Annotated in this window: 28 protein-coding genes and 2 tRNA genes; 14 read left to right on the forward strand and 16 right to left on the reverse strand. The window is 69.7% G+C overall.

The window, feature by feature from the left end; genetic code table 11:
- Positions 1-3: 3 nt before the first annotated feature.
- The 4 genes from gyrA to FB465_RS18125 all read left to right on the forward strand — a co-directional run bounded on the left by gyrA (position 4) and on the right by FB465_RS18125 (position 5,231).
- Positions 4-2,604 carry a DNA gyrase subunit A gene (gene gyrA, locus FB465_RS18110; RefSeq protein ID WP_425461186.1) on the forward strand — a complete coding sequence of 867 codons (2,601 nt, stop codon included), beginning with the start codon at positions 4-6 and terminating at the stop codon, positions 2,602-2,604.
- Positions 2,605-2,750: 146 nt separating this feature from the next.
- Positions 2,751-3,542 (forward strand): DUF3566 domain-containing protein, encoded by a 792-nt coding sequence (locus tag FB465_RS18115; RefSeq protein WP_246192710.1) that lies wholly within the window; start codon positions 2,751-2,753, stop codon positions 3,540-3,542.
- 204 nt (positions 3,543-3,746) lie between these two features.
- Entirely contained in the window at positions 3,747-5,141 is a 1,395-nt protein-coding gene (locus FB465_RS18120) for an SAM-dependent methyltransferase (protein ID WP_145791969.1), read from the forward strand.
- 16 nt (positions 5,142-5,157) lie between these two features.
- Positions 5,158-5,231: transfer RNA gene (locus FB465_RS18125), tRNA-Ile, on the forward strand.
- A gap of 73 nt (positions 5,232-5,304) precedes the next feature.
- Here the strand turns inward: FB465_RS18125 and FB465_RS18130 are convergent.
- The 13 genes from FB465_RS18130 to FB465_RS18185 form a co-directional block, all read right to left on the reverse strand.
- Complete coding sequence (locus tag FB465_RS18130) at positions 5,305-6,456, reverse strand: tyrosine-type recombinase/integrase (protein ID WP_145791971.1); 1,152 nt, start codon at positions 6,454-6,456, stop codon at positions 5,305-5,307.
- Positions 6,456-6,638 (reverse strand): helix-turn-helix domain-containing protein, encoded by a 183-nt coding sequence (locus FB465_RS18135; protein WP_145791973.1) that lies wholly within the window; start codon positions 6,636-6,638, stop codon positions 6,456-6,458. Before FB465_RS18135 ends, FB465_RS18130 begins: the two co-directional genes overlap by 1 nt.
- Entirely contained in the window at positions 6,631-7,911 is a 1,281-nt protein-coding gene (locus FB465_RS18140) for a replication initiator (protein WP_145797422.1), read from the reverse strand. Before FB465_RS18140 ends, FB465_RS18135 begins: the two co-directional genes overlap by 8 nt.
- Positions 7,912-8,036: 125 nt before the next feature.
- Positions 8,037-8,204 (reverse strand): hypothetical protein, encoded by a 168-nt coding sequence (locus FB465_RS35865; protein ID WP_170290627.1) that lies wholly within the window; start codon positions 8,202-8,204, stop codon positions 8,037-8,039.
- 3 nt (positions 8,205-8,207) lie between these two features.
- Positions 8,208-8,393, reverse strand: a complete 186-nt coding sequence (locus FB465_RS18145; protein WP_342791814.1) for a hypothetical protein — start codon at positions 8,391-8,393, stop codon at positions 8,208-8,210.
- Between the two features lie 91 nt (positions 8,394-8,484).
- Positions 8,485-9,030 (reverse strand): GGDEF domain-containing protein, encoded by a 546-nt coding sequence (locus FB465_RS18150; protein WP_145791974.1) that lies wholly within the window; start codon positions 9,028-9,030, stop codon positions 8,485-8,487.
- A gap of 76 nt (positions 9,031-9,106) precedes the next feature.
- On the reverse strand, positions 9,107-9,643 hold the full coding sequence (locus FB465_RS18155; protein WP_145791976.1) for a DUF6197 family protein: 537 nt from the start codon (positions 9,641-9,643) through the stop codon (positions 9,107-9,109).
- A 23-nt stretch (positions 9,644-9,666) separates the two neighbouring features.
- Positions 9,667-9,864 carry a hypothetical protein gene (locus FB465_RS18160; protein ID WP_145791978.1) on the reverse strand — a complete coding sequence of 66 codons (198 nt, stop codon included), beginning with the start codon at positions 9,862-9,864 and terminating at the stop codon, positions 9,667-9,669.
- Positions 9,865-9,877: 13 nt separating this feature from the next.
- Complete coding sequence (locus tag FB465_RS18165; protein WP_145791979.1) at positions 9,878-10,561, reverse strand: DUF2637 domain-containing protein; 684 nt, start codon at positions 10,559-10,561, stop codon at positions 9,878-9,880.
- A 78-nt stretch (positions 10,562-10,639) separates the two neighbouring features.
- The gene (locus tag FB465_RS18170; RefSeq protein WP_145791981.1) at positions 10,640-10,825 is read right to left on the reverse strand and encodes a hypothetical protein; all 186 of its coding nucleotides are present in this window, start codon (positions 10,823-10,825) and stop codon (positions 10,640-10,642) included.
- 5 nt (positions 10,826-10,830) lie between these two features.
- Positions 10,831-11,043 (reverse strand): hypothetical protein, encoded by a 213-nt coding sequence (locus tag FB465_RS18175; protein WP_145791982.1) that lies wholly within the window; start codon positions 11,041-11,043, stop codon positions 10,831-10,833.
- A gap of 81 nt (positions 11,044-11,124) precedes the next feature.
- Positions 11,125-12,531 carry an FtsK/SpoIIIE domain-containing protein gene (locus tag FB465_RS18180; protein WP_145791984.1) on the reverse strand — a complete coding sequence of 469 codons (1,407 nt, stop codon included), beginning with the start codon at positions 12,529-12,531 and terminating at the stop codon, positions 11,125-11,127.
- Between the two features lie 6 nt (positions 12,532-12,537).
- Positions 12,538-12,891 carry an SCO3933 family regulatory protein gene (locus FB465_RS18185; protein ID WP_145791986.1) on the reverse strand — a complete coding sequence of 118 codons (354 nt, stop codon included), beginning with the start codon at positions 12,889-12,891 and terminating at the stop codon, positions 12,538-12,540.
- Between the two features lie 201 nt (positions 12,892-13,092).
- Between FB465_RS18185 and FB465_RS18190 the strand changes: the two genes are divergently transcribed.
- A complete protein-coding gene (locus FB465_RS18190) occupies positions 13,093-13,881 on the forward strand; it encodes a GntR family transcriptional regulator (RefSeq protein ID WP_145797424.1) in 789 nt (262 codons plus the stop codon).
- Positions 13,882-13,883: 2 nt separating this feature from the next.
- Positions 13,884-14,642 (forward strand): glycosyltransferase family A protein, encoded by a 759-nt coding sequence (locus FB465_RS18195; protein WP_145791987.1) that lies wholly within the window; start codon positions 13,884-13,886, stop codon positions 14,640-14,642.
- Positions 14,643-14,714: 72 nt separating this feature from the next.
- Here FB465_RS18195 and FB465_RS18200 read toward each other — a convergent pair whose 3' ends face one another.
- Positions 14,715-15,278, reverse strand: coding sequence for a hypothetical protein (locus FB465_RS18200; protein ID WP_145791989.1), 564 nt, complete (start codon positions 15,276-15,278; stop codon positions 14,715-14,717).
- 482 nt (positions 15,279-15,760) lie between these two features.
- Between FB465_RS18200 and FB465_RS18205 the strand changes: the two genes are divergently transcribed.
- The 3 genes from FB465_RS18205 (at position 15,761) to FB465_RS18210 (ending at position 17,337) form a co-directional block, all read left to right on the forward strand.
- Complete coding sequence (locus FB465_RS18205; protein WP_145791991.1) at positions 15,761-16,285, forward strand: hypothetical protein; 525 nt, start codon at positions 15,761-15,763, stop codon at positions 16,283-16,285.
- Positions 16,286-16,835: 550 nt separating this feature from the next.
- Positions 16,836-16,967, forward strand: a complete 132-nt coding sequence (locus tag FB465_RS36315) for a DLW-39 family protein (protein WP_211785814.1) — start codon at positions 16,836-16,838, stop codon at positions 16,965-16,967.
- A gap of 297 nt (positions 16,968-17,264) precedes the next feature.
- Positions 17,265-17,337: transfer RNA gene (locus FB465_RS18210), tRNA-Ala, on the forward strand.
- A gap of 62 nt (positions 17,338-17,399) precedes the next feature.
- On the opposite strand, the gene FB465_RS18215 is transcribed toward FB465_RS18210, so the two are convergent.
- Positions 17,400-18,350, reverse strand: coding sequence for a DUF5324 family protein (locus FB465_RS18215; RefSeq protein ID WP_145791992.1), 951 nt, complete (start codon positions 18,348-18,350; stop codon positions 17,400-17,402).
- Between the two features lie 198 nt (positions 18,351-18,548).
- On the opposite strand from FB465_RS18215, the gene FB465_RS18220 reads away from it, so the two are divergent.
- Both FB465_RS18220 and FB465_RS18225 read left to right on the forward strand, forming a co-directional pair.
- On the forward strand, positions 18,549-19,073 hold the full coding sequence (locus FB465_RS18220; protein ID WP_145791994.1) for a peptidylprolyl isomerase: 525 nt from the start codon (positions 18,549-18,551) through the stop codon (positions 19,071-19,073).
- 84 nt (positions 19,074-19,157) lie between these two features.
- Entirely contained in the window at positions 19,158-20,057 is a 900-nt protein-coding gene (locus FB465_RS18225) for a rhomboid family intramembrane serine protease (protein ID WP_145791996.1), read from the forward strand.
- Positions 20,058-20,376: 319 nt separating this feature from the next.
- Here the strand turns inward: FB465_RS18225 and crgA are convergent, their stop codons facing one another.
- On the reverse strand, positions 20,377-20,631 hold the full coding sequence (gene crgA, locus FB465_RS18230) for a cell division protein CrgA (RefSeq protein ID WP_145791998.1): 255 nt from the start codon (positions 20,629-20,631) through the stop codon (positions 20,377-20,379).
- Between the two features lie 198 nt (positions 20,632-20,829).
- Between crgA and FB465_RS18235 the strand changes: the two genes are divergently transcribed.
- The 3 genes from FB465_RS18235 (at position 20,830) to FB465_RS18240 (ending at position 22,571) form a co-directional block, all read left to right on the forward strand.
- The gene (locus FB465_RS18235) at positions 20,830-21,600 is read left to right on the forward strand and encodes a DUF881 domain-containing protein (RefSeq protein WP_425461187.1); all 771 of its coding nucleotides are present in this window, start codon (positions 20,830-20,832) and stop codon (positions 21,598-21,600) included.
- Between the two features lie 84 nt (positions 21,601-21,684).
- On the forward strand, positions 21,685-21,855 hold the full coding sequence (locus FB465_RS35870) for a hypothetical protein (RefSeq protein WP_170290628.1): 171 nt from the start codon (positions 21,685-21,687) through the stop codon (positions 21,853-21,855).
- A gap of 53 nt (positions 21,856-21,908) precedes the next feature.
- Positions 21,909-22,571, forward strand: a complete 663-nt coding sequence (locus tag FB465_RS18240; protein ID WP_145791999.1) for an aminodeoxychorismate/anthranilate synthase component II — start codon at positions 21,909-21,911, stop codon at positions 22,569-22,571.
- The last annotated feature ends 240 nt before the right edge of the window (positions 22,572-22,811 follow it).

Below are 22,811 nucleotides of genomic sequence, written 5' to 3' on the forward strand. Positions count from 1 at the left end.
CCAGTGGTCGACGACAACCGTCCCGACGGCGAGCAGCCGGACGCCAGCACCATCGACACCTTCGTGTCCCGGGTCGAGCCGATCGAGCTCGAGACCGAGATGCAGCGCTCGTACCTCGACTACGCGATGAGCGTGATCGTCAGCCGTGCGCTGCCCGAGGTCCGCGACGGCCTCAAGCCGGTGCACCGCCGCGTGCTCTACGCGATGTACGACGGCGGGTACCGGCCCGAGAAGGGCTACTACAAGTGCGCCCGCGTCGTGGGTGACGTGATGGGTAACTACCACCCGCACGGCGACACCTCGATCTACGACACCGTGGTCCGCCTGGCCCAGCCGTGGTCGCTGCGGATGCCGCTGGTGGACGGCAACGGCAACTTCGGTTCTCCGGGCAACGACCCGGCCGCGGCCATGCGGTACACCGAGTGCAAGATGATGCCGCTGGCCATGGAGATGATGCGGGACATCGACGAGGAGACCGTCGACTTCGCCGCCAACTACGACGGCCGCTCGCAGGAGCCGACCGTCCTGCCGGCCCGCATCCCCAACCTGCTGATCAACGGTGCCACCGGTATCGCGGTCGGCATGGCGACCAACATCCCGCCGCACAACCTGCGCGAGGTCGCCTCGGGTGCGCTGTGGGCGCTGGAGCACCCGGACGCCTCCAACGAGGAGCTCCTGGAAGCCCTGATCGAGCGGATCAAGGGCCCGGACTTCCCGACCGGTGCGCTGATCGTCGGCCGCCGGGGCATCGAGGACGCGTACCGGACCGGGCGTGGCTCGATCACCATGCGCGCGGTGGTCGAGGTCGAGGAGATCCAGGGCCGGCAGTGCCTGGTGATCACCGAGCTGCCGTACCAGGTGAACCCGGACAACCTGGCGCTGAAGATCGCCGACCTGGTCAAGGACGGCAAGGTCGCCGGTATCGCCGACGTCCGCGACGAGTCCTCGTCCCGGACCGGCCAGCGCCTGGTGATCGTGCTCAAGCGCGACGCCGTCGCCAAGGTCGTGCTGAACAACCTGTACAAGCACACCGACCTGCAGACCAACTTCGGTGCGAACATGCTGGCGCTGGTCGACGGTGTGCCGCGCACGCTGTCGCTGGACTCGTTCATCCGGCACTGGGTGAACCACCAGGTCGAGGTCATCGTCCGCCGGACGACGTTCCGGCTGCGCAAGGCCGAGGAGCGGGCGCACATCCTGCGTGCGCTGCTCAAGGCGCTGGACCAGATCGACGAGGTCATCGCGCTGATCCGGGCCTCGGAGAGCGCGGACGCCGCCCGCAGCGGCCTGATGAACCTGCTCCGCATCGACGAGCTGCAGGCCAACGCGATCCTCGAGATGCAGCTGCGCCGCCTGGCCGCCCTGGAGCGCCAGCGGATCATGGACGAGCACGACGAGCTGCAGCGCAAGATCGACGAGTACAACGTCATCCTCGGCTCGCCCTCCCGTCAGCGCGAGATCATCTCCGAGGAGCTGACCGCGATCGTCGAGAAGTACGGCGACGAGCGGCGCTCCACGCTGATCCCGTCCGACGGCGACCTCTCGATCGAGGACCTGATCGCCGAGGAGGACATCGTCGTCACGATCACCCGTGGCGGCTACGTCAAGCGGACCAGGTCCGACCTCTACCGCTCGCAGAAGCGCGGCGGCAAGGGCGTGCGCGGGGCGCAGCTGAAGCAGGACGACATCGTCGACCACTTCTTCGTGACCACCACGCACAACTGGATCCTGTTCTTCACCAACAAGGGCCGGGTCTACCGCGCCAAGGGCTACGAGCTGCCGGACGCCGGCCGTGACGCCCGCGGGCAGCACGTGGCGAACCTGCTGGCCTTCCAGCCGGAGGAGCACATCACCCAGGTGATGGCGGTCCGCACGTACGAGGACAAGCCGTACCTGGTCCTCGCCACCCGGGCCGGCCTGGTGAAGAAGTCCCCGCTGAAGGACTACGACTCCCCGCGCTCCGGCGGCCTGATCGCGATCAACCTGCGGCAGGACGAGGAGGGCCGGGACGACGAGCTGATCGGCGCCGAGCTGGTCTCCTCCGAGGACGACCTGCTGCTGGTCTCGAAGAAGGCGCAGTCGATCCGGTTCACCGCGACCGACGAGGCGCTGCGGCCGATGAGCCGGGCGACGTCGGGTGTGAAGGGCATGTCGTTCCGCGAGGGCGACGAGCTGCTGTCGATGAACGTGGTCCGGGAGGGGACGTTCGTCTTCACGGCGACCGACGGTGGCTATGCCAAGCGCACGCCGGTGGACGAGTACCGTGTTCAGGGTCGCGGTGGCTTCGGTACCAAGGCCGCCAAGATCGTCGAGGGCCGTGGTTCGCTGGTCGGGGCCCTGGTGGTCGAGGAGACCGACGAGATCATGGCGATCACCCTGTCGGGTGGTGTGATCCGTACCAGGGTTTCCGGAGTTCGTGAAACCGGACGTGACACGATGGGCGTCCAACTGATCAACCTCGGTAAGCGCGACGCGGTGGTGGGCATGGCCCGCAACGCGGAGGCGGAGGACGAGGAGATCGCGGAGGGCGAGGGCACTGCCCCGGAGTCCTCGGCGGAGATCGATGGCGGGACCACGGCGGGTGGCGTGGCCGAACAGGCCTGACCGCAAGCCCTGGCGGCCGGTGTCCGCCCGTCCTCGGGCGGGCATCGGCCGCTGACCAGTACCGGGCAATCCGGCCGGGCGCTGGACGAGAGTGAGTGACCAGGGCGGAGACCGCCGGCCTGGCGGGTAACTGCGGGAGGACCAGGGTGAGTGGAGCCACGGGTGCTGCGGGAGGTGCCGCAGGCGGGCTGCCAGGTGCTGGACAGGGCGGGACGCCGTACGGCGGTGTGCCGCAGCGTCCGGCCGAGCACCCGGCCGCGTCCACCTCGCTGATGCCGCCGGTCGCTTCGGCCGGCCAGGCGAGCGGGGCGTCGTACGGCGGCCCGGGTGGCGCTGTGTCCGGTGGTCTGCCGGCCGGCGTGCCCGCCGGTGTGCCGCAGCCGCCCGCCCATCCGCCGGCACAGCCGCCGACGGCTCCGGCGGGGTTCTCCCAGCCGACCACGTACGCCAAGGGGCAGCCGACCCCGGCGCGCGGTACCCGGGTCAACGCGGGCGCCGCAGGCTCGGTGGGCGCTCCGGCGGCCCGCCGTCCCGGGCCTGCCCCGGCGGCCGCTGCGGCAGGCGGGCGGGTCCGCAAGGCGCGGCTTCGGGTGACCAAGGCCGACCCGTGGTCGGTCATGAAGGTGAGCTTCCTGCTGTCGCTCGCGGTCGGCGTGATCATCATCGTGGCGTCCGCCGTGCTGTGGATGACGCTCAACGCGCTCGGCGTCTTCGACTCGATCGGCAGCACCCTGAAGGAGGTCACCGGCTCGGACACGAGCGGTGGCGTCAACCTGATGGACTACGTCGGCTTCGGCCGGGTCATGGTCTTCACCACGCTGATCGCGGTGGTGGACGTGGTGCTGATGACGGCCCTGGCCACTCTCTCGGCGTTCATCTACAACACGGCGGCAGGCTTCACCGGCGGCGTCGAGCTGACGCTTGCCGAGGAGGACTGACACACCGTCGGACGTGTGGAATCAGCGGGCCCCGAAGGCTGTTGCAGCCTTCGGGGCCCGCTGGCATTCGGGTGACAGCGCTCCACGCCCCGGCGTGCCGTCCGATGCGGCGGCGGCGGGCGTGGGTTAGCTGTCCGCGTTGTCCGGATCGGGCGGACGGGTGTACGCAGGTGGTTGGCGGGTAGGGCTGGTCGGAGGCGCGCCATGGCTGAGGTCGCAACGGAACTGGTCGGGGCTCTTGAGGGGATGCTCGGGACACGGCTCCCGGTCCGCGTCCAGGCGTCCTGGGACGGCAGCACGGCCGGGCCGCCCGGTGCTCCCCTGCTGGTGCTGCGCAACCGCCGCGCGCTGCGGCGGCTGATCTGGCAGCCGGGTGAGCTGGGCCTGGCCCGGGCGTACGTCTCGGGGGACTTGGAGCTCGCGCCGGAGACGGACCTGTACGAGGTGCTGGCGGCGGTCGCGGAGTTCCAGGAGCGCCCCGAGGTGCTCGCGCACCGGCTGGGTGCCCGCGACCTGTTGGGCGCCCACGGCCGCCGGCTGCTGGGCGCGGCGCTGCGGTCCGGCGCGATCGGCCCGCAGCCCGCACCGCCGCCGGAGGAGGTCCGTGCGGTGAAGGGGCGGCTGCACAGCCGGGGCCGGGACCGGGCCGCCATCAGCCACCACTATGACGTCGGCAACGACTTCTACGGCCTGGTGCTGGGCTCCTCGATGGTCTACTCGTGCGCGTACTGGGTGCCCGGCGCCAAGAGCCTGGAGGACGCCCAGGAGGCCAAGCTCGACCTGATCTGCCGCAAGCTGGGCCTGCGGCCGGGGGTGCGGCTGCTGGACGTGGGCTGCGGCTGGGGTTCACTGCTGCTGCACGCGGCGAAGCACTACGGCGTGAGCGCGGTCGGGGTATCGATCTCGGCGGCGCAGGTCGCACTGGCGCAGCGGCGGGTGGCCGAGGCGGGGCTCGCCGGGCAGGTCGAGGTCCGGCTGCAGGACTACCGGGAGATCCCGGACGGGCCGTTCGACGCGATCTCCAGCGTCGGGATGGCCGAGCACGTCGGTTCCACCCAGTACCGGACGTACGCCGAGGGCCTGCACGGGCTGCTGAAGTCGGGCGGCCGCCTGCTCAACCACCAGATCGCCCGCCGCCCGACCCCGGCCGGCGAGCCGCACGTGCCCAGCCCCTTCATCACGCGGTACGTCTTCCCGGACGGCGAGCTGTCGCCGGTCGGTACGACGGTGTCGCTGCTGGAGGAGGCCGGCTTCGAGGTGCGGGACGTGGAGGCGCTGCGGGAGCACTACGCGCTGACCCTGCGGGAGTGGGTGGCCAACCTGGAGGGGCACTGGACGGAGGCCGTCCGGCTGGTGGGCCGGGGGCGGGCCCGGGTGTGGCGGCTGTACATGGCGGCGTCGGCGGTGGCCTTCGAGGCCAACCAGATCGGGGTCAACCAGGTGCTGGCCGTGCGGACGGGAGCGGGCGGCGAGAGCGGCCTGCCGGCCACCCGGGAGGAGTGGCTGACCGGGCGGCGGGGCGCTGAGCTGGGGCGGCCCGACGGCGGGACGGAGGCGGCCGCGGATACGGATTTGGGAGATCGGCCGTCGGTCCGCTAATCTTTCAGTGCGGCAAGGGCCTATAGCTCAGACGGTTAGAGCGCTTCCCTGATAAGGAAGAGGCCACAGGTTCAAGTCCTGTTAGGCCCACCTGCAGAAAGACCCCGGTCACCTAGTGGCCGGGGTCTTTTGACATCCACGATTCGACAACTACGGCTGTGGATCAGATGCCGTTCATGCCGTCCCGCAGCTTGTTGCTCAGCTTGGCGGCGGCGGCCCGCTGCGAGTCGGTCGTGACGTGGGTGTAGATCTCCAGGGTGGTCGTGATCCGGCTGTGCCGGAGGATCTTCTGCGCGTCGTTCGGGTGGACGCCGAGGAACGCGAGCAGGCTGCCGGTCGTGTGCCGAGTGTGGTGCAGCGGTATGCGCCGGATGCCGGAGCGATTCACCCGCCGCTCGAAGCTCCCCGAGAAGCCGTCCGGGTCGATCATTCCGCCGGTCTCGGTGGTGAAGATGAGATCCAGCTCGGTCCACTTCTCGCCGGCCTTGGCCTTCTCCAGCTTCTGGAGCTGGCGCCGCTCCCCCAGGGCTTCAAGGCAGAGCCGGGGCAGCGGTAGCGCGCCCTTCGAGTGCTCCGTCTTGAGATCGACGTGGACGAGCCCGACCTTCTTCCGGCGCTGCACCTGCTTGCGGGGATGGGCGACGCCCTCGGCGAAGTCCAGGTCGATCCAGCGCAGGCCCAGCAGCTCACCACGCCGGAGCCCCAGCACGATGGCGAACACGAATGCGGCGTGGAGCCGGTGGGAGCGCGTTGATCGGAGGAAGCTGATCGCCTCCTGCGCCTTCCACGGGATGACCTCCTTGGACTCCGCCGTCGGCATGTCCACCAGCTTCGCGACGTTGCGGAGGAGGAGCTCCTCCCGCATGGCGCGGTTGAGGGCGTTCCGCAGGGTCTTGAGGCATTCCTGTTGGGTGGCCCCGCCCACGTGCTCGGTCTTGAGCTGCCGGAGGAACTTCCGCACGTCATCGATGCCGAGCTTGGTCAGCTTCTTCTTCCCCAGCTTGGGGATGAGGTAGAGCCGGACCATGGTCTCGTACTTGCTGTGCGTGGTCGGCCGGGCGTTGGGCTCCACGATCTCCGCCAGCCAGTGCTTGAGGAAGCTCTCCACAGTCCACGCCTTGTCCGGCACGGGGACGCCCTTGCGCTCCTGGGCTTGCAGCTGGGCGACCTTCTCGGCTGCTTCGTCGTACGTCTTGCCGTACACGGTCTTGCGGACGCGCCGGCCGAGGGTGTCGGTGACGTAGACGGCGCCCATGTACCGGCCGTCTGAGCGGCGGACGATCGTTCCGGCGCCGTTGGGATTCTTCCTGGCCATCAGGCCACCTCTTCCAGTCGTGACGCCACGAAGGCGCGGTATGAGCCGTACGGGATGCGGCGAGCCCGACCGATGGTGATCGAGGTCAGCCGCTTCGAGCGGAGCAGGTCGTAGACCGCCGAGCGCCCGAGTCTGAGCCGTTCCATGACTTCAGCGACGGTCATCAGGTCGTCATCAGCCATGGGTGACTTCTCCTTCGGTGCCTGGCGCCGGCTGGACGGCGGCGGCGAGCCATTCCTCGCCTCGGGTGAGGCCGACACCGGCGAAGGCCCAGTGCGCGAGCACGAGGGTGGTCTCCTCGGCATCGGGTGCATCCGGGCCGTGAAGGCGTTCGAGGGTCTGCGCTCTGCGCCAGGCAGCTCGGGCATCACGGAGTGCGCCGAGGGTGGTCGAGTACTTGCGGGTCTTGGTCGAGAAGTGGCCCCGGAAACCGAGCATGTGAGCCCAGGCCCGGAGGCGGAGTTCCGCCAGCTCCGGGCGGCGACCAAGGCTCCAACAGGCCCGAATCAGCCGCCGGGCGTGCTCGGGCACGTCGAAGTGGGCGATCTCGGCGAGGAGCCGCACGGGGCGATCGAGGGTACCCGTGGCGGTCTCGGCGCCCTTGGTCGCGTACTTGGCGATGTACGCCGCTACCGCCCGCTCGGTGATCTGGACGGGGCCGGAGAAGTCCGCGCTGCGGATTGTGCGGATATCGAGCTGCTTGCCGAAGGCGAAGCGGTGTTCGCGGCTGTCGACCAGCGGACCGGGGATCTCGGTCCGGCGGGCAGCGGCGCGGATGGCGTCGGTCAGGAGCTCGGCGGACGCCCAGGCCGGCGGGAGCGCTGAACCACCCTCGGGGCCGTCGAGACGGATGACGGCGTGGAAGTGGATGGCGCCGCGCTTCTGGTATTCGGCGACCTTGCCGAAGGAGATCCGGGCGAACTCGCGGAACTCACGCTGTGTCAGCCCGGCCCGCTTGGCGACCTCCCGGCGCAGGTGGATCGAGAACCGGGCCCAGATCTTGCCCGCATGCGCGTTCCACAGCACCGCAGATTCGTAGTCGTAGGTGTCGGGGTTGAGGGGTGAGCCGAGGAGCGGATCGTCTGCCGGGTGGGTGGTGCCGCAGCGGCAGCGGCCGGAGGCGGGTCGGTTGTGGACCGGGCCGAAGCTCGGGGCGGTGAAGGTGGCGAAGACGCGCGGGTGGGTGGCGACGGTCTCCGGGGTGCCCTTGCCACCGACCAGGCCGGCGGTGATGAGGTGATAGGTGTCCCGACGGTAGGTCTCGGCGCAGGACGGGCAACGGGTCGTACGGCGGTTGCCACAGCGCACCAGCAGATTGCCGGCGGGCAGCTCGGACGACTCAAGATGGTGCAGGACCTGACCAGTCGTCTCGTTGACCTCGGTGCGCCAGCCGTCGAGCCGGATGGGCGACGTGCAGCCAGCCAGGCCCGAGAGCTGGCGCATTAGGGCGGGCATGGTGCCGAGCGATGCCAGGGCGGTCAGATCGGCGACCGGGGGTAAGGCGATAGTGCTCAAGTGGTTCACCTCCTGCTGCGAGGGAGGCTCCGGAGCCGGGTGACGAAGGCTCCGGAGCCGGGCGGTCAGGACTTGTCGGCAGGCTTCGGGTGCTTGTTGGCCCACTCCTCGGCGCAGACCTTGTGAACGGGCTTGCCCCGGTCGGAGCGGAGATTGGTCGGCTTCGCGCAGACGCCGCACGGCTCGCTCTTGGGTGACCAGTGGGAGGAGTCGCGCCAGTCGAAGAGAGCCATTGGTCAGACCGCCTTCGCGGTGGCGAGGGTGCGGGCGACCGTGCCGAAGCCCTGGCAGGGCGAGCAGCTGACCGGGACCGTGGCACGAGAACCGTCACGCAGGCGGAAGCCGGTTGCGATCGCGACGCGGCCAAAGCCGGAGCAGTCGGGGCAGATCCGGCGCGGGTTGCGGACGTGCTGGGGCATCATGGAGATCTCCTTCGTGGGCTTCGGTTCGGGAAGGGGTTGCGGTCCTCGGGGCGGTGGGATGCTTGGCGGCTTTTGCCGCCCCGAGGGCTGGTCAGCGACGGCGCGAAGTGCGGCCGTCGCGCTTGTGGGAGTACATGTCGCGGTCGGCGGCGGCGAGTGCGTCGGTCAGTGACGGGGCCGGCAGCTCGGCAAGTCGGCAGGCGCCGATGGAGGCCGCAGCCGGGAGCAGATGCTCACCGTGCGGGATAGGCCGGTGCAGGGCCGCGTGAAGGTCCGTCAGGCCGCCGGTGTCCAGAACGACGGCGGCGAACTCGTCCCCACCGAGGCGAGCTGAGGTGCCGGACCGGCCGACCCACATAGCCAGGCGCTGGGCGGTGGCGGTGAGGACCGCATCGCCGGCGGCGTGGCCGTAGGTGTCGTTGGTGGCTTTGAAGTCGTCCAGGTCGATCAGCAGCACGGTCACCCGGTCGGGGTGGCGGCCGATCAGTTGGTGAGCGCGGGTCGTGAATCCGTCGCGGGTGTGCAGGCCGGTGAGTGGGTCGCGGCGTGCGGTGGCGAGGCGGCGGTAGAGCCAGGCGCTGTGGGTGCTCCAGCCGAGTACCGGCGTGGCGGCGGCGAGGATCGGTGCGAGATCCATGGCAAGTCCTTCCGGGTACGGGTTGCGGGCTCCGGGGCGGTGGGATGCTTGGCGGCTTTGGCCGCCCCGGGCCTGGTCAGATACCGAGGGACAGAGCGCGTGCGGCGGCGCGGTCGAGCAGGTGGTGAATGTCCGCCTGACGTGTGGTCGGGGCGTCGTTGAAGACGTCCGGGGAGCTGACGTGTCGTCCGGTAGAGTGCAGGACTTCCATCACCTGGGTGCGGGCCCGGCGGACGGTGTCGGGGGTGCCGTAGCCGTGGGCGAGGACGGATGCCTGTGCGCCGAGGAGGCAGGTCCGGCCGGCGGTATCCCACATGGCGCCCTGCACCCAGCCGAAGGCGGCGATGTAGCGAGAGGTGAGCCGAAGATGATCGGCGACGCTCACCAGGACCGGGCGCGCCGGGCGGTGGGCGATCCGGTCGAGGAGTGTTGGGCGGGGCAGCGGGTAGCCAGCGTTCCAGGGCTGCACGGTGCTGCCCAGCGGGCAGACGTACGGGCCGAGGGGTCGGGCGGGCACCGGGAGGGAGGCGAGGTATGCCTCAATCTCTGCGATCAGACCGGAGCTGTCCCACGTGAGGAGCAGAGGCTCGGGGGTCAGGGTGCTGGGGGTCATGGGTGACTCTCCTCTCCGAGTTGCTACTTGGAACCGGTCTGGTTGATGACCTGCACGCCGTCGCGGGTGGTCTTGTCGATGAGCGGGGCGGCGGAGGAGTCGGCGAGGTAGAAGCCGAGGAGGACCAGAGCGGTCACCACCCACCAACGCAGCCGGAGATTCCGCACGATCAACCAACCGACGATGACGAGCACGAGGGTCAGCGGGAGGGACACGTTCATCGGATGGGGCCTCTCAGATCAGCTCGGCGGCGAGCGCCGAGGCAAGCGGGTCCTTGATGCCGAGCCGAGCGCGCAGGGTGGCAGCGTCGATGGGGCTGCCGGTCCTGGCGCGGTGGTCGTCGGCGATCTTGCGGGCGTGATCGAGCAGGGATGACGGGACAGTCGGGCGCGGGGCGGTGTGCTGCGTTGGGGATGGCGGTGTCTCGGGTGCGACCGCCGCCGACGTCAGAGCGGGTACAGGCGCCGACTCCTCGATCGGCTCCGGCTCCGGGATGTACAGCGGCGGGAGCTCTGTCTCGGGCTCGATCTCGGTCGGTTCGGCAGGGGAGGGCGACACAGCTGCGGTGTGGGCGAGCAGGGTTCCGCCGAGGAAGGCGGCGGCCGGCCACCCAGCGACGACGATCCGGAGCCAGGCCGGGGTGTGACCGAGATCGAGCAGGCCAGCGGTACCGATGTTGGCGCCGAGGGATGCGGTGAGCGCGATGACGAACCAGCACCAGGCCAGCCGTACCGAGATCCGGGAGCGGAGCCGACGCCAGGATGCGACGAGTAGCAGGTCCACGGAGACCGGGTACGCCCACGCCTTCCAGCCGGTCTGTCCGGCGGATTCGGCCAGGTCGTGCAGATGGGCGAAGGACAGCGCGGCGGCAATCATGGCCTGCACGAGCACGGCGTCCAGGACGGGGAGTCGGCGCATGTCGGTTCACCTCCAAGTGGTTGGGTCCGGAACCGGGCGGGGCGGTGTGGCTTGCCGCCCGGTTCCGGTGATCGGGTGCTACTCGGTGGGGTTGGGGAGCGCGAGGCCTGAGCCGAGGCAGTCGAAGCAGGTGGCCTCTTGCTCGGCGACGCGGTGACGGCGCTTGCCACGTCCGGCGAACACGGCCTCGGTCGTCTGGCCAGTGCCCTTGCAGGGCTCACAGGGCTTGGCCTTGATCTGCGCCGGACGGTTGCGAGTGGCCATCACGGTCACCGGGCGTTTCGGCGGTGGCGGTCGGCAGCGGCGCGCGCCTCATGGGCGACCTCGGAAGCCTGGCGGTCGTCCGGGTTGTTCCTGGCGATGCGCTCCAGGAGATCGGCCTTCTCGGCGAGGAGCGGTCCGGGGTCGGACTCGCTCTCGGCGTTGGCGCGCAGGTTGGCGAGGAAGGCGCCGATCTCGGAGATGGACGGCTTGCGGGACATAGGTGGTGCTCCTCTCGACTTCGGGCAAGGGGGTGCCGAGGACTTGGCGCGAGTCGGTCGCGCCAGCCGTTGGGGTGGGTGCTACTCGGTGGCAGGCGCCGGAATGAACACCGGCGGAGCCGAGGGCATCGGCGGGATGTTGGCCAAGGCTGCGGCGGGAGGGACGTACGGGCGGAAGGCCTCAAGCCGGGGCAGGATGGGCGTCATGTGCGCGAACTCGGTGCACTGGGCGGCCACCTCGGAGAGGGAGCGGTACGGCGTGCGGATCTGGGACCACTGACCGGATGTGTCGCCGGAGACGGCCGTACCGGGCATGTCTGGACTGATCCGGGTCGCGGCGACCATGGCAGCCTCTGAGATATCGCCGAGGCCCATCCGTGCGCTCTCCAGGTCGTTCACCCGGTGCACCGTCCGGCCGGTGAGCTGCGAGCGGAGCAGGGTTGCACCCTTGCCCAGCTCGGAGCCGAAGCGCTGGCCCGCGATCTCCAGGTAGATCCCGGCGGCACGGGCGAGTTGGGCCAGCCGGATCAGTGCCGTGACGATCTGGTTCCGCCGCTCTTCGTCTGCCTTGCTTGCGACGAGGAACAGCTCGGCGATCTCGTCGATGAGGACCACGATCGGCACCGGTCGGACCTTCTCGGGCAGGCCCCAGATATCCGAGGCCACATCCTCGGCGGCGACCGAGCCCGGGATGCCCTGGTGAGCCTTGATCAGGTCGTACCGGTCATCCATCTCCACGAGCAGGGCCAGCAGCAGCCCGAGTGCTTCTCTCTGGTCGGTGGCCAGCGCGGAGAGCCGAGGAGTGAAGGGCCTTTGCTCCACGCCGCGCTTGCAGTCGATGCCCACCAGGGCGACCGGCTGTGGAGCGAGACCGTGGATCAAGTTCCGGGCGAACATGGACTTCCCGGACTGGTTAGCTCCGAGGTTCAGATCGTGGGGGACCTCTCGGAAATCCCGCATGTGCGGGGAGCCGTCCGAGCGCAGGGCGACCGGGATCCGGAGGAGGCCGGCGGACTTGGCAGCTGCCCGATGCGGCATCCGTACGTCGCGGAGCACGTCGAAGCCGACGATGCGCAGGTCCACCACGCCCGGCTTGACCTCCGAGACGTACACGGCGTGGACGCCCCAGGCGTGCCGGAGCCGCTCAGCGGCAGCGGTCACGTCTGCAGTCTCCTGGCCACTGGCGAGGCGCAACCGCAGCCGGAGGCCGGTCGCCGAGCCCCGGATGCCCCGGATCTTCGGGGCAGCGGGCTTGGTCGCGCGGTTCGTGGCCTGTGACGCCATGGCCCGCCAGAACGAGGGCTCCACGGTCAGACCGCAGGACTCCATCACCATGTCGTAGTCGTGGCGGATACGGCCGACGGTGAGCGGCAGGCCCAGGGCGACCCAGTACGCGCGGGGGTGCCGGGCCTTTGCGTAGAGCGCGCCGCCGGTGAGGGCAGCGGCCGGGGTTCCCAGCTCCAGGAGCGCTGTCGCCAGCGTGGCCACCGGTCATCAGCCCTTCGCGCCGGCGAGCGCGGGCACGGTGGCGGTCACAGCGTCGGCCCGGAAGGCGATGCCCGAGCGCTTCTGACCGTTGAACTCGTTCTCCCAAGGCCGGGCGATGAGCTTGGTCAGCGCCACGAGCGTCCCGGGGACGAGTCCCTCGGGAATGCCCGGCTGGGGAACCGTCAGGGACAGGATGTCGGCCTGGCCGTTTGCCACGAAGGTCACATCGAGGGTCATCAGCGGGACGCCGGTCTCGGCGTCGGTGGCCATCTCGCCGGTCTGCCGGTTCTTCAACTTCAGTCGGGGCTCCTGGGCCACCATCACCAGCGCGCCGGTCGTGTCGACGGGGATGAAGCGCATGCTCCGTACTCCTTCGTCTGGCCCGGAAGCAGTCCGCCCCCGGAGCAGCCAACCCACAGCGAACGCCATGAGTCCTCAACTCCTCCAGTCCTAAGTCCTCTTGAGGAGTTGCTAGAACTATGACGGGCTTTCAGCTAGTCGTCAACACCTCTCCAGGACTTAGGATGGGCGGGAGACCACGACAGGGCGGTGACCGGCTCCATGGCCAACCAGTACGAGCGGATTTCGACCGATTTGAGGCGGCAGATCGGCGCCGGCGAGTTGGCCCCCGGGGACAAGCTCCCTGCCGAGACGACGCTCGCCGAGATCTACGGCGTGAGCGTGCCGACTGTCCGCCAAGGCGTTGGGGTGCTCCAGGCCGAAGGGCTGGTCGAGAAGCAGCACGGCCGGGGTACGTTCGTCCGCAAGCAGCCGACCCCGGTCAAGCGGAACAATGAGCGCCACCAGTGGGAGAAGGACCGGGCGCGCGAGCCCGAATCCGAGCGCCAGAAGACCGGGGCGACCGAGCACGACACCGGTCTCACCCTGAACGATCTCGTCTTCCGCGCCGAGTACGACCGGGTGCCGGCGCCCGCCGATCTGGCAGAGCTGTTCGGGGTGCCTGAGGGCACGACACTCCTTGAGCGGACCTACCGCACCCGCTACAGCGAGGAGCGCTCACCGTTCAACATCGCGCGCTCGTACCTCGTGCTTGATGTGGTCTCGAAGAATCCCGACCTGCTCAGCGCCGACCAGGAGCCCTGGCCGGGCGGTACGCAGAACCAGCTCTTCACGCTCGGGATCGAGCTCGACCGGATCGTGGAGACCTTCCGCGCCAGGCCGCCGACGCCTGAAGAGACGGAAGAGCTCGGCCTGCCGGTGGGTGTATCCGTGGTCATCCTCCGGAAGACTTCGATCGACACCAACGACCGCGTGGTGGAGGTCTCCGATGTGGTGCTGCCGGGCGACCGTACCGAGATGGTCTACACGACCAAGCTGAGCAGGTGGTGAGCATGACCAACGTCGTGAGCGTGATCACGGCAGTGCACGGGCCGTCGGCGGTGTACTTGGCGGATGCCTACAAGTCACTCAACGAGCAGCAGTTGCCCGATAGCTGGGACTGGCAGTGGGTGATCCAGGAGGACGGCGAGACGGACGACGTTACGCCTCACGTCCCGGACGATGTGCGGATCAGCTTCGGTCAGGGGCGTCACGGCCGGGCGGGCATGGCCCGGACGATGGGCCTGTCCAGGGCGACGGGCCGATTCGTCAAAGTCCTGGACGCCGACGACATGCTCACCCCGGGTTCTCTGGCCCGGGACCTTGCCGTACTGACCAGCCGGCCGGACGTGGCTTGGACGACCTCGCGGGTGCTCGATCTGCTCCCGGACGGCAGGACTGTCGGCTTTGACCAGGACCCAGTGGAAGGTCCGATCGAGCGCGGCGAGGTTCTCACCCACTGGCAGGCCCACGACTTCCGCGCTCAGGTGCACCCGGCAACACTGTGTGCGCGGCGTGACCTGGTGCTCGCCCTCGGGGGGTGGATGGCGCTTCCGGCATCGGAGGACACCGGGCTGTTGCTGGCGCTGAACGCTGTCAGCCGGGGATGGTTCACCGCGGAGACGGGTCTCCTGTACCGGAAGTGGCCAGGGCAGAGCACCAACCAGGCAGCCCACAGCGAGCAGGAGGAGCGAGCTGCGCGAATGGCGGTCGTCGAAGCCCGAGCCGAGGCACTGCTCGCGTTGGAGAGCTGGCGGATCGACGCAGCTTGACCGAGGCGCGACGCGACACGGCCCCGATGGTGAGGGAGATCCTTACCACCGGGGCCGTTCGTTGTCCTGTACCTACTCTTCGGTCGAGGAGCTTCGAGCGTTGGGGAGGATCAGCCCCCGTGCCGAGTGCCGGTCGCCGGCGAAGCCGCCGTTGACCCCAAGGTCTGCCCGCGCGACTTCGTGAAAGGCGTTGATGGCCCGGAAGATCTCGGTGTGCAGCGCCCGCCACTCGGTGAGGGTGCCCTCGACCAGCCGACGTGCCCGCCAGTCGATAGCCAAGGTTGCAGTGTTCACAGCGTGGGCGGCTTCGATCACGCCTTCGTCGGCGAGCATCATGAGCCGCTCGAATGCCAAGGCCCGACGCCCCTCGGCCTCCGTGAGATCCATCAGCAACTCGTGTTCGGTGCGAGGCATGGACCGAATGTCGTGCGTGACCTCGTAAGCCAGCACGGCTGCATAGATGCAGGCCCGAACGCTGCCGACGTACTCCACGTAGGTGTCGAGCTTCTTCTCGTCCCACCGGACCCGGAGCGTATCCCGACGCTTGGTCCGCTCCATCAGGCTGTTCGTGACGTAGGTGGTCACCGACCCCAGCACCACGGCAGCGATGGTCAGCAGCTGAGTGATGGTGTCCATGATCCCCCGGGCCGAATGTGAAGAGCCGTCAGACAGCTCGCCGATCATAGGGCGGGTGGCCAGAGACAGACAGTGGGCATGGAGGTGAGGGGAGAGGCGGAGGGAGGGTCTTGCGTAAAACTCTTCTCTACGGGTTCAAGGCTCGCTGCGCTCGCGGCGCTGGCCCGCCGCTCGCCTCCGCTCCTGTCTTCGCCCCGCGACGGCGGCGGCCGGCCGCGCCAGGCGGACGGACGTAGGAGGGGTGGCCAACCCCGCAGTGGCTGATGGCGGGCGGCTCCACGGTTTTACCCACCTGCCAGGACCGGGACCCGCACCGAGCAAGACCGGGGGGCCACTCGGCCAAATTGCGGTCAGGCCCAGAAGCCCTGACCGAGTCGCAGCAGCTTACGGCCCCCCGATCATGCTCGGCCCCAGACCAGACAGGACACCGGCCAAAACCGCTCCACCGCCCGCGCGGCAGGCCAGCCGGTACGGTGGCTGACATGACCCTGAGATGGGCGTGCGAGATTGCAGGCGTTTTGCTAGCTGTCCTCGGTGGCGTCATCGGAGTGCGGGGGTTCGTTCTCACCTGGGGTGAGTTCAGCCCTCACCGTCGCCTGACTCAGGACGAGCGCGACAGGATGCGCGGCGTCGGGCGGAAGATCATCGGTGTCATCCGGACGTTCGCTGACTCGGCTCTCGACATGTGGCGAGTGTTCGTCGGCAGCTCGCCGGAAGTCACCTTGGGATCGTCGGTGGGGCTCGCACCCAGCGAGGCTCACAAGCTCATCCGAGCACCAATCGACACCTCGAAGCCTCTGGCTGATGTGGTGAGGGCTCTCCAGGAGCAGGACCAGGAGAAGCTAGACCAGCTCCGGGAGCAGATGGGCTCCCTCGAAGCCAAGATCACTGAAGTCGCTGTCGGTGGGCTCAAGCTTCAAGTGGTGGGGTTGCTCCTTGTGACCGTGGGGACCTTGCTGGCTGCACTTCCGGCGCTGGCCTACGACTCTCCATGGCATCACAGCTAGCGCACGGCATGACAACCATGGCTGACAACAACACCAGCGGACAGCGGCGGATCTTGGCGTCCCTCGGCGGAGCCGGACCTCAGTAGACACGGCTCGTACCTGACCGACTTCGCACGGTTGGTCGAACTGATAAGGAAGAGGCCACAGGTTCAAGTCCTGTTAGGCCCACCTGCACAGAAGGCCCGGAGTGATCTCACTCCGGGCCTTCTGCTTGTTTCCGCATGGTCGAGCGCTTCTTGCGCGGCTCGGGGTCGTGGAGCGGCGTCGGCGGTGGCGCCGAGGGGTTGCGGGGTGGCGCGCCCGTGGGTGGGGTGCGGGCAGACCGTACGACAGGAGGCGCGGCGTCAATCCCGTGTTCGGATCGGCCGGTTGGACCTGGCGGCGGCTGCCCTCGAACCGGTTACCGGTGTGTATCATCGGCCGCAAGGCGGTCTGCCACCCCGGCCGCTGGTTCGTGCTCGTACATCAGAGGACTCGCAGGTGGCCTCTTCCCCTCTCGGGAGAGCTGGCTGAGTCCGTCCCAAGCAAGCAAGAAGGACGAGGTCCCGCGGTGAAGAAGCTCCTCCTGGTCGCCCTGGTCGCCCTCGGCGGCTTCTTTGTCTACCGTCAGGTCCAGGCCGACCGTGCCGAGCAGGACCTGTGGACCGAGGCGACCGACCCGGTCCCCGCCGGCGCCCGCTGAGACACCGGACGATCTTTCGGGGGCTGCCCGCAGCCCCTGTGGGCCGGCCCTGGCCCAAGGCCCTGTCTGACAATTCCCGCCGGGCGCACGACGCTGGGCATCCCGCCTGGACGCACCGGCGGATCGGCCAAGTACGACCCAGTACGAGACCGACCCGCCGGCACGCCCAGCCGGGCGCCCACCGCCGCGCGCCGATCCGGCGCGAATTGTCAGACAGGGCCTAGTGGCCGGGGCCGGCTCGAATCCCGCTCAAGATTTTCGGGAAGAGCGGGTACGCTAGTGCGCAGCAAACCGCACGGGGCTTTAGCTCAGTTGGTAGAGCGCTGCCTTTGCAAGGCAGATGTCAGGAGTTCGAGTCTCCTAAGCTCCACGTGCACGGACGCCCCGGACCGATCGGTCCGGGGCGTCCGTCGTTCTCGTGCGCTGCGGTCGTCAGTGCGGCTTGCGCGGGTCGTGGGGCTTGGGGCGGTCGTCCGGGGCGGGCTTGCCGGGCGCGGGGTTGGGCTTGGGGGTGGAGCCGGATGCGTGGCCGCCCGGGTTGCTGCCCGGGTTTCCGCCCGGGTTGCCGCCCGGGTTGTCGCCCTGCTGCTCGCGGGGGACCGAGCCGTTGAGGAGCGTGTCGCCGCCCGCCGCGCTCGAGGCGTGGGAGCCGCCGGGGCGGGGCTCGCCCTCGGGCTTGCGGTCGTTGTTCGACGGGCTCTGGGAGGCGGGGGGCTCGACCAGCCACTCGGGGCTGCACTGCTTGCGCCACCACTGCCAGGCGATGACGCCGGTGCCGACCGCGATGGTGCCCGCCACGGCGAGGCCGGTGGCCCAGTGGTTGCGCTGCTCCCTCTTGATGTTCTTGGCGGCGAGTTGGCTGATCTCGTCGGCGCTGACGTGGCCGTGCAGCGCGGTCAGGGCCGCGGCGCCGCGCAGCTGGGCCTCCTGGGCGACGGGCGCGATCGTCGACCGGGCTCCCTCGACGGCGACCGTGACCTTGGGGACGACGGTGCTCCTGGCCTGATCGGCGGCCGTCCTCGCCTGTTCGGCGGCCTTGGCCGCGGAGTGCTTGGCGGCCAGCGCGGCCTCCTGCGCCCGGTGGACGGCCTTGAGCGTGGTCTCCTGGGTGTGCGGGGGCAGCGCGGAGAAGGCGTGTTCGAGCTGCGGCGCCACGTGCTTGACGTACTGGAGCCTGGCGGTCTGGGCCGCCTGGGCAGCGCCGGTCCTGGCGTGGGCGCTCGCCGCGCCGACCTTGGGGCCGAGCGCCTCCAGCGTGGGGCCGAGCCGCTGCTTGGCCTCGTCCGCGTAGTGCTGTGCGGTCTCCTTGGCGGTGGTGGCATAGGGCGCGAGAGTGTCCCTGGTCCTGCCGGCCGTTTCACGAGCTGAGTCCAAACGGGTCACGAGATTCTCCTCCTCGGTGGCGTCCTGTATGCACATTTCCACCTGATTCGAGATCATGCATGCCTATTTGTTCCTTGGCGCGCCGGGTTGGGCCGTCTGCGGGGTCCCGGGGCACGCGCCACGGCGCGCTGCCCGCCCGCGGACGGGTCGTGGGATGATTTGTGGCGTCAGTGACATAGGTAGATAGGAAGGCACCCCGTGGCCGAGGAACTGTTCGCCACCCTGAAGACCAACCGCGGCGACATCGTCATCAAGCTCTTCCCGAACCACGCCCCGAAGACGGTGGCGAACTTCGTGGAGCTGGCCGAGGGCACCCGCGAGTGGACGCACCCCCGTACCGGTGAGAAGTCCAACAAGCCGCTCTACGACGGCACCGTGTTCCACCGTGTGATCAGCGACTTCATGATCCAGGGCGGTGACCCGCTGGGCACCGGCACCGGCGGCCCGGGTTACAAGTTCGCCGACGAGTTCCACCCGGACCTCGCGTTCGACCGTCCGTTCCTGCTGGCCATGGCCAACGCCGGCCCGGGCACCAACGGCTCGCAGTTCTTCATCACGGTCACGCCGACCGCCTGGCTGACCAACAAGCACACCATCTTCGGTGAGGTCCTCGACCCGGCCAGCCAGAAGATCGTGTCGGAGATCTCCGCCGTCCAGACCGGCCGCGGCGACCGCCCGGTCAACGACGTCGTGATCGAGTCCGTGGAGATCAAGCGCGGCTGACGGCCTCGCAGTAGCCTTGGCGGTCCCGGCGGCGCCCCGTACGCGGTGGCGCCGCCGGGATCAGTCATGAGGAGGGACCCCCGGATGCTTCCCGACGAGCCGGCCCGATCGCAGCCCGACGGCGGCAACGGCGGCCACGGCGGCCTGCCCGGCTGCTACCGGCACCCCGAGCGGGAGACGGGTATCGCCTGCGCCCGCTGCGGGCGGCCGATCTGTCCGGAGTGCATGGTGAACGCCTCGGTGGGCTTCCACTGCCCGGAGTGCGTGCGCGGCGGCAACCAGGAGGTCCGGCGGGCGACGACGCGGTTCGGCGGGCAGCCGGCCGGGGACGACGCGCTGGTCACCAAGATCCTGATCGGGATCAACCTGGTGGTCTTCGTGCTCACCCAGTACGTCCACCCGGAGTGGCGGCTGCTGCTCGGCATGTACAGCTTCACCGGGAACGCCAGTTACGCCCCGGCGGGCGTGGCCACCGGCCCGGACGAGTGGTACCGGCTGGTGACGGCGGTCTTCGTCCACAACGGGCCGCTGCACGTGATCATGAACATGATCTCGCTGTGGGTGCTGGGGCCGCAGCTGGAGCGGGTCCTGGGCCGGCTGCGCTTCGTGGCGCTGTACGCGGTGTCCGGGCTGGCCGGCAATGCCCTCGCCTATCTGGTCACCGGCGGCAATCTGTACTCGGTGGGCGCCTCGGGGGCGATCTTCGGGCTGCTCGGGGCGACCGCGGTGCTGTTCCGCGCGAACCGTCTGCCGCTCGGTCCGGTGGTCGCGCTGCTGGTCTTCAACCTGGTGATCAGCTTCTCGGTGCCGCTCATCGACTGGCGCGCGCACGTCGGCGGGCTGGTGGCCGGGGCCGTCACCGGAGTGGGGATGATGTACGCCCCCCGGGCGCACCGGAACGTGGTGCAGACGTTGACGGTGGCCGGAATGCTGGTCCTGGTCCTGGTGATCGTGGCTGTGGAGACCGCGCGCCTCGGGGTGTGAGCCGAGGCGCCCCGGCATGCCGGGCGCGCCGTTGTCCACAGCGTGCGCAGGGGTGTGCACAGCTGATGGGGCGGGCGGTCGGCGAAGGGTGCCTCTACGCGCGTCCAGCTGTGGTTCTCGCGCAACCGGGTGAGTGGTCGCACAGCGGCCGACGAACAAGTTATCCACAGGCTGGGCGGACTTTTCCCCAGTGTGGATAACTGTGTGGATAAACATACGGTCCGACGCTACGGGCCCGGCTGGAGCCGACCCCGGGCATGCCCGAGCACCGCTTCGGCCACCGGACCGGAGCGGTGCTCAGGAGCAGCTCAGAGGGGGCTTACTTCCACTGGGTGGAGACGCCGAACCCTGCCGCGATGAAGCCGAAACCGGCCAGGATGTTCCAGTTGCCCCAGCTGCTGACCGGCCAGCTGCCGCTCGTCACGTAGTAGGTGACGATCCACACCAACCCGATCAGGAACAGCGCCAGCATCAGGGGTGCCACCCAGGTGCGACCGGAGCTGATCTTCACCGCGGTCGTCGACGCCGGCGGCGGGGTGTAGTCGGACTTCTTGCGGAGTCGAGACTTCGGCACGAGGGGATCTCCTGTCGATGCGCTGTGACCGCGCAGGGTGCAGCGGGGGGCGGGCGGCGGTGGGGACCGGTCCGTACGGGGCGATCGGTCGGCACTTCCGCAGGCGAACCTGCGGGCGTACCGGACAGGGCGCTCCGCACATGCCACCGGCGTCCGTTAGCGTAGTGGCTCGCCGGGTCTTAAGGAGATAAGGGTACGGTGCCGAATTCCACGATTCCCAAACGCCCCGGCGCCGAGCGCGGCCGCGGCACCCGAATTGTCGGACGTGCCCTGACCTGCGCCGTCTTCGCACTGGCCGGACTGCTCTTCTACATCAGCGCGGAGACCGCCCGCGGCACCTCCCTGCGCACCGACAACTCGCTGCTCCGGCTCAGCGACGTGATACGCCAGCGGAGCACCCAGAACCAACAGGCCCAGCAGCAGTTGGGCGAGCTGCAGGCCCGGGCCGACGAGCTGGCCAAGCAGCAGGGGCAGAGCCCGTCCGACGTCGCCCAGCTCAGAGCGCTCCAGCAGCAGGCCGGCCTGACGGCGCTGAAGGGGCCCGGGCTGATCGTCACACTCAACGACGCGCCCCCCGGGGCCACCGCGCGCCTGCCCGGCATCCCCGAGCCCGGCGTCAACGACCTGGTGATCCACCAGCAGGACATCCAGGCCGTGGTGAACGCGCTGTGGCGGGGCGGCGCCGAGGGTATCCAGGTGATGGACCAGCGGCTGATCTCAACCAGCGCCGTCCGCTGCGTCGGCAACACCCTGCTGCTGCAGGGCCGGGTCTACTCGCCGCCGTACGTGATCAGGGCGGTGGGGAAGACGGACAGGCTGCGGGCGGCGGTGGACGCCGACCCGACGATCGCCAACTACCTGCAGTACGTCGCGGCGTACGGGCTGGGCTGGAAGGTGCAGGAGAACGCCGACATGACGGTGCCGGGGTACTCGGGCACGGTCGACCTGCGGTACGCCACCGGGGAGTAGCGCGCGGGCGGAGCCGTGATTGTCGCCTGCCGGGCGCGCGGCGCGGTCTAGTCTTGACTCCGACCTGAAACCTCGAGGAGCACCATGTACGGCTGGATCTGGCGGCATCTGCCGGGGAACGCGCTCGTCCGGGCGATCCTCGCGCTGCTGCTCGTTCTCGGGGTGGTCTACGTCCTGTTCCAGTACGTCTTCCCGTGGGCGGAACCGCTGCTGCCCTTCGGTGACGTCACGGTGGACGAAGGCGGCGCCGGCTGAGCCGGTCCACCCGCCCCATCTGCCAGCCCAGCACCTTCAGGAGTAGCGCGCGTATGACCTCCGCCGGCAGCTCGCCCAGGATCCTCGTCGTCGACAACTACGACAGTTTCGTCTTCAACCTCGTCCAGTACCTCTACCAGCTGGGCGCCACCTGCGAGGTGGTGCGCAACGACGAGGTGACCGTCGAGCACGCGGTGCGCCGCGACGGCGACACCGGGTTCGACGGGGTGCTGCTCTCCCCCGGGCCCGGCGCGCCGGAGGAGGCGGGCGTCTGCATCGAGATGGTGCACCACTGCGCGGGCATCGGCCTGCCGCTGTTCGGCGTCTGCCTCGGCCTGCAGTCGATCGCGGTGGCGTACGGCGCGGTGGTCGACCGGGCGCCCGAGCTGCTGCACGGCAAGACCTCGTCGGTGACGCACGAGGACGGCGGCGTGTTCGACGGCCTGCCCTCGCCGCTCACGGCGACGCGGTACCACTCGCTCGCCGTCGAGCCCGGCACCGTGCCGGACGGCCTGGTGGTGACGGCCCGGACCGAGAGCGGCGTGATCATGGGCCTGAGGCACCGTGAGCTGCTGGTCGAGGGCGTGCAGTTCCACCCGGAGTCGGTGCTGACCGAGGGCGGGCACCGGATGCTCGCCAACTGGCTGGCGGAGTGCGGCTTCCCGGAGGCGGTGGGCCGCTCGGCCGGGCTCGCTCCGGTGATCGGCCGGGGCTGACGGGATGACGGCGGTTCGCCCGGAGGGGGGCGCGCAGGCGGGAGCCGAACCGGGCGACTGGGGCGTGTACGAGCCGGCCCAGGAGCATCCCTGGCTCGCGAGCGAGCAGACGATGCAGCTGCGGGCGGTCACAGCGGTGCCGGACGAGGCCGCCGCCTCCGGTGGCCGCGCGGAGCGGCGGCGGGCCGCTCAGGGGCGGACGGCGCTGCGCTCGGGCAGCGGCCGGCGCCGGGCGAGCGG

The organism is Kitasatospora atroaurantiaca (genome assembly GCF_007828955.1).
GTDB classification, from domain to species: Bacteria; Actinomycetota; Actinomycetes; order Streptomycetales; family Streptomycetaceae; genus Kitasatospora; species Kitasatospora atroaurantiaca.

Bases quoted from the DNA above. Each gene is read 5' to 3' on its own strand.
- FB465_RS18120 (WP_145791969.1), top strand. From the start codon at position 3,747: ATGGCTGAGGTCGCAACGGAACTGGTCGGGGCTCTTGAGGGGATGCTC.
- FB465_RS18130 (WP_145791971.1), bottom strand. From the start codon at position 6,456: ATGGCCAGGAAGAATCCCAACGGCGCCGGAACGATCGTCCGCCGCTCA.
- FB465_RS18135 (WP_145791973.1), bottom strand. From the start codon at position 6,638: ATGGCTGATGACGACCTGATGACCGTCGCTGAAGTCATGGAACGGCTC.
- FB465_RS18140 (WP_145797422.1), bottom strand. From the start codon at position 7,911: ATGCCCGCCCTAATGCGCCAGCTCTCGGGCCTGGCTGGCTGCACGTCG.
- FB465_RS35865 (WP_170290627.1), bottom strand. From the start codon at position 8,204: ATGGCTCTCTTCGACTGGCGCGACTCCTCCCACTGGTCACCCAAGAGC.
- FB465_RS18145 (WP_342791814.1), bottom strand. From the start codon at position 8,393: ATGATGCCCCAGCACGTCCGCAACCCGCGCCGGATCTGCCCCGACTGC.
- FB465_RS18150 (WP_145791974.1), bottom strand. From the start codon at position 9,030: ATGGATCTCGCACCGATCCTCGCCGCCGCCACGCCGGTACTCGGCTGG.
- FB465_RS18155 (WP_145791976.1), bottom strand. From the start codon at position 9,643: ATGACCCCCAGCACCCTGACCCCCGAGCCTCTGCTCCTCACGTGGGAC.
- FB465_RS18160 (WP_145791978.1), bottom strand. From the start codon at position 9,864: ATGAACGTGTCCCTCCCGCTGACCCTCGTGCTCGTCATCGTCGGTTGG.
- FB465_RS18165 (WP_145791979.1), bottom strand. From the start codon at position 10,561: ATGCGCCGACTCCCCGTCCTGGACGCCGTGCTCGTGCAGGCCATGATT.
- FB465_RS18170 (WP_145791981.1), bottom strand. From the start codon at position 10,825: ATGGCCACTCGCAACCGTCCGGCGCAGATCAAGGCCAAGCCCTGTGAG.
- FB465_RS18175 (WP_145791982.1), bottom strand. From the start codon at position 11,043: ATGTCCCGCAAGCCGTCCATCTCCGAGATCGGCGCCTTCCTCGCCAAC.
- FB465_RS18185 (WP_145791986.1), bottom strand. From the start codon at position 12,891: ATGCGCTTCATCCCCGTCGACACGACCGGCGCGCTGGTGATGGTGGCC.
- FB465_RS18190 (WP_145797424.1), top strand. From the start codon at position 13,093: ATGGCCAACCAGTACGAGCGGATTTCGACCGATTTGAGGCGGCAGATC.
- FB465_RS18195 (WP_145791987.1), top strand. From the start codon at position 13,884: ATGACCAACGTCGTGAGCGTGATCACGGCAGTGCACGGGCCGTCGGCG.
- FB465_RS18200 (WP_145791989.1), bottom strand. From the start codon at position 15,278: ATGGACACCATCACTCAGCTGCTGACCATCGCTGCCGTGGTGCTGGGG.
- FB465_RS18205 (WP_145791991.1), top strand. From the start codon at position 15,761: ATGACCCTGAGATGGGCGTGCGAGATTGCAGGCGTTTTGCTAGCTGTC.
- FB465_RS18225 (WP_145791996.1), top strand. From the start codon at position 19,158: ATGCTTCCCGACGAGCCGGCCCGATCGCAGCCCGACGGCGGCAACGGC.
- FB465_RS35870 (WP_170290628.1), top strand. From the start codon at position 21,685: ATGTACGGCTGGATCTGGCGGCATCTGCCGGGGAACGCGCTCGTCCGG.
- FB465_RS18240 (WP_145791999.1), top strand. From the start codon at position 21,909: ATGACCTCCGCCGGCAGCTCGCCCAGGATCCTCGTCGTCGACAACTAC.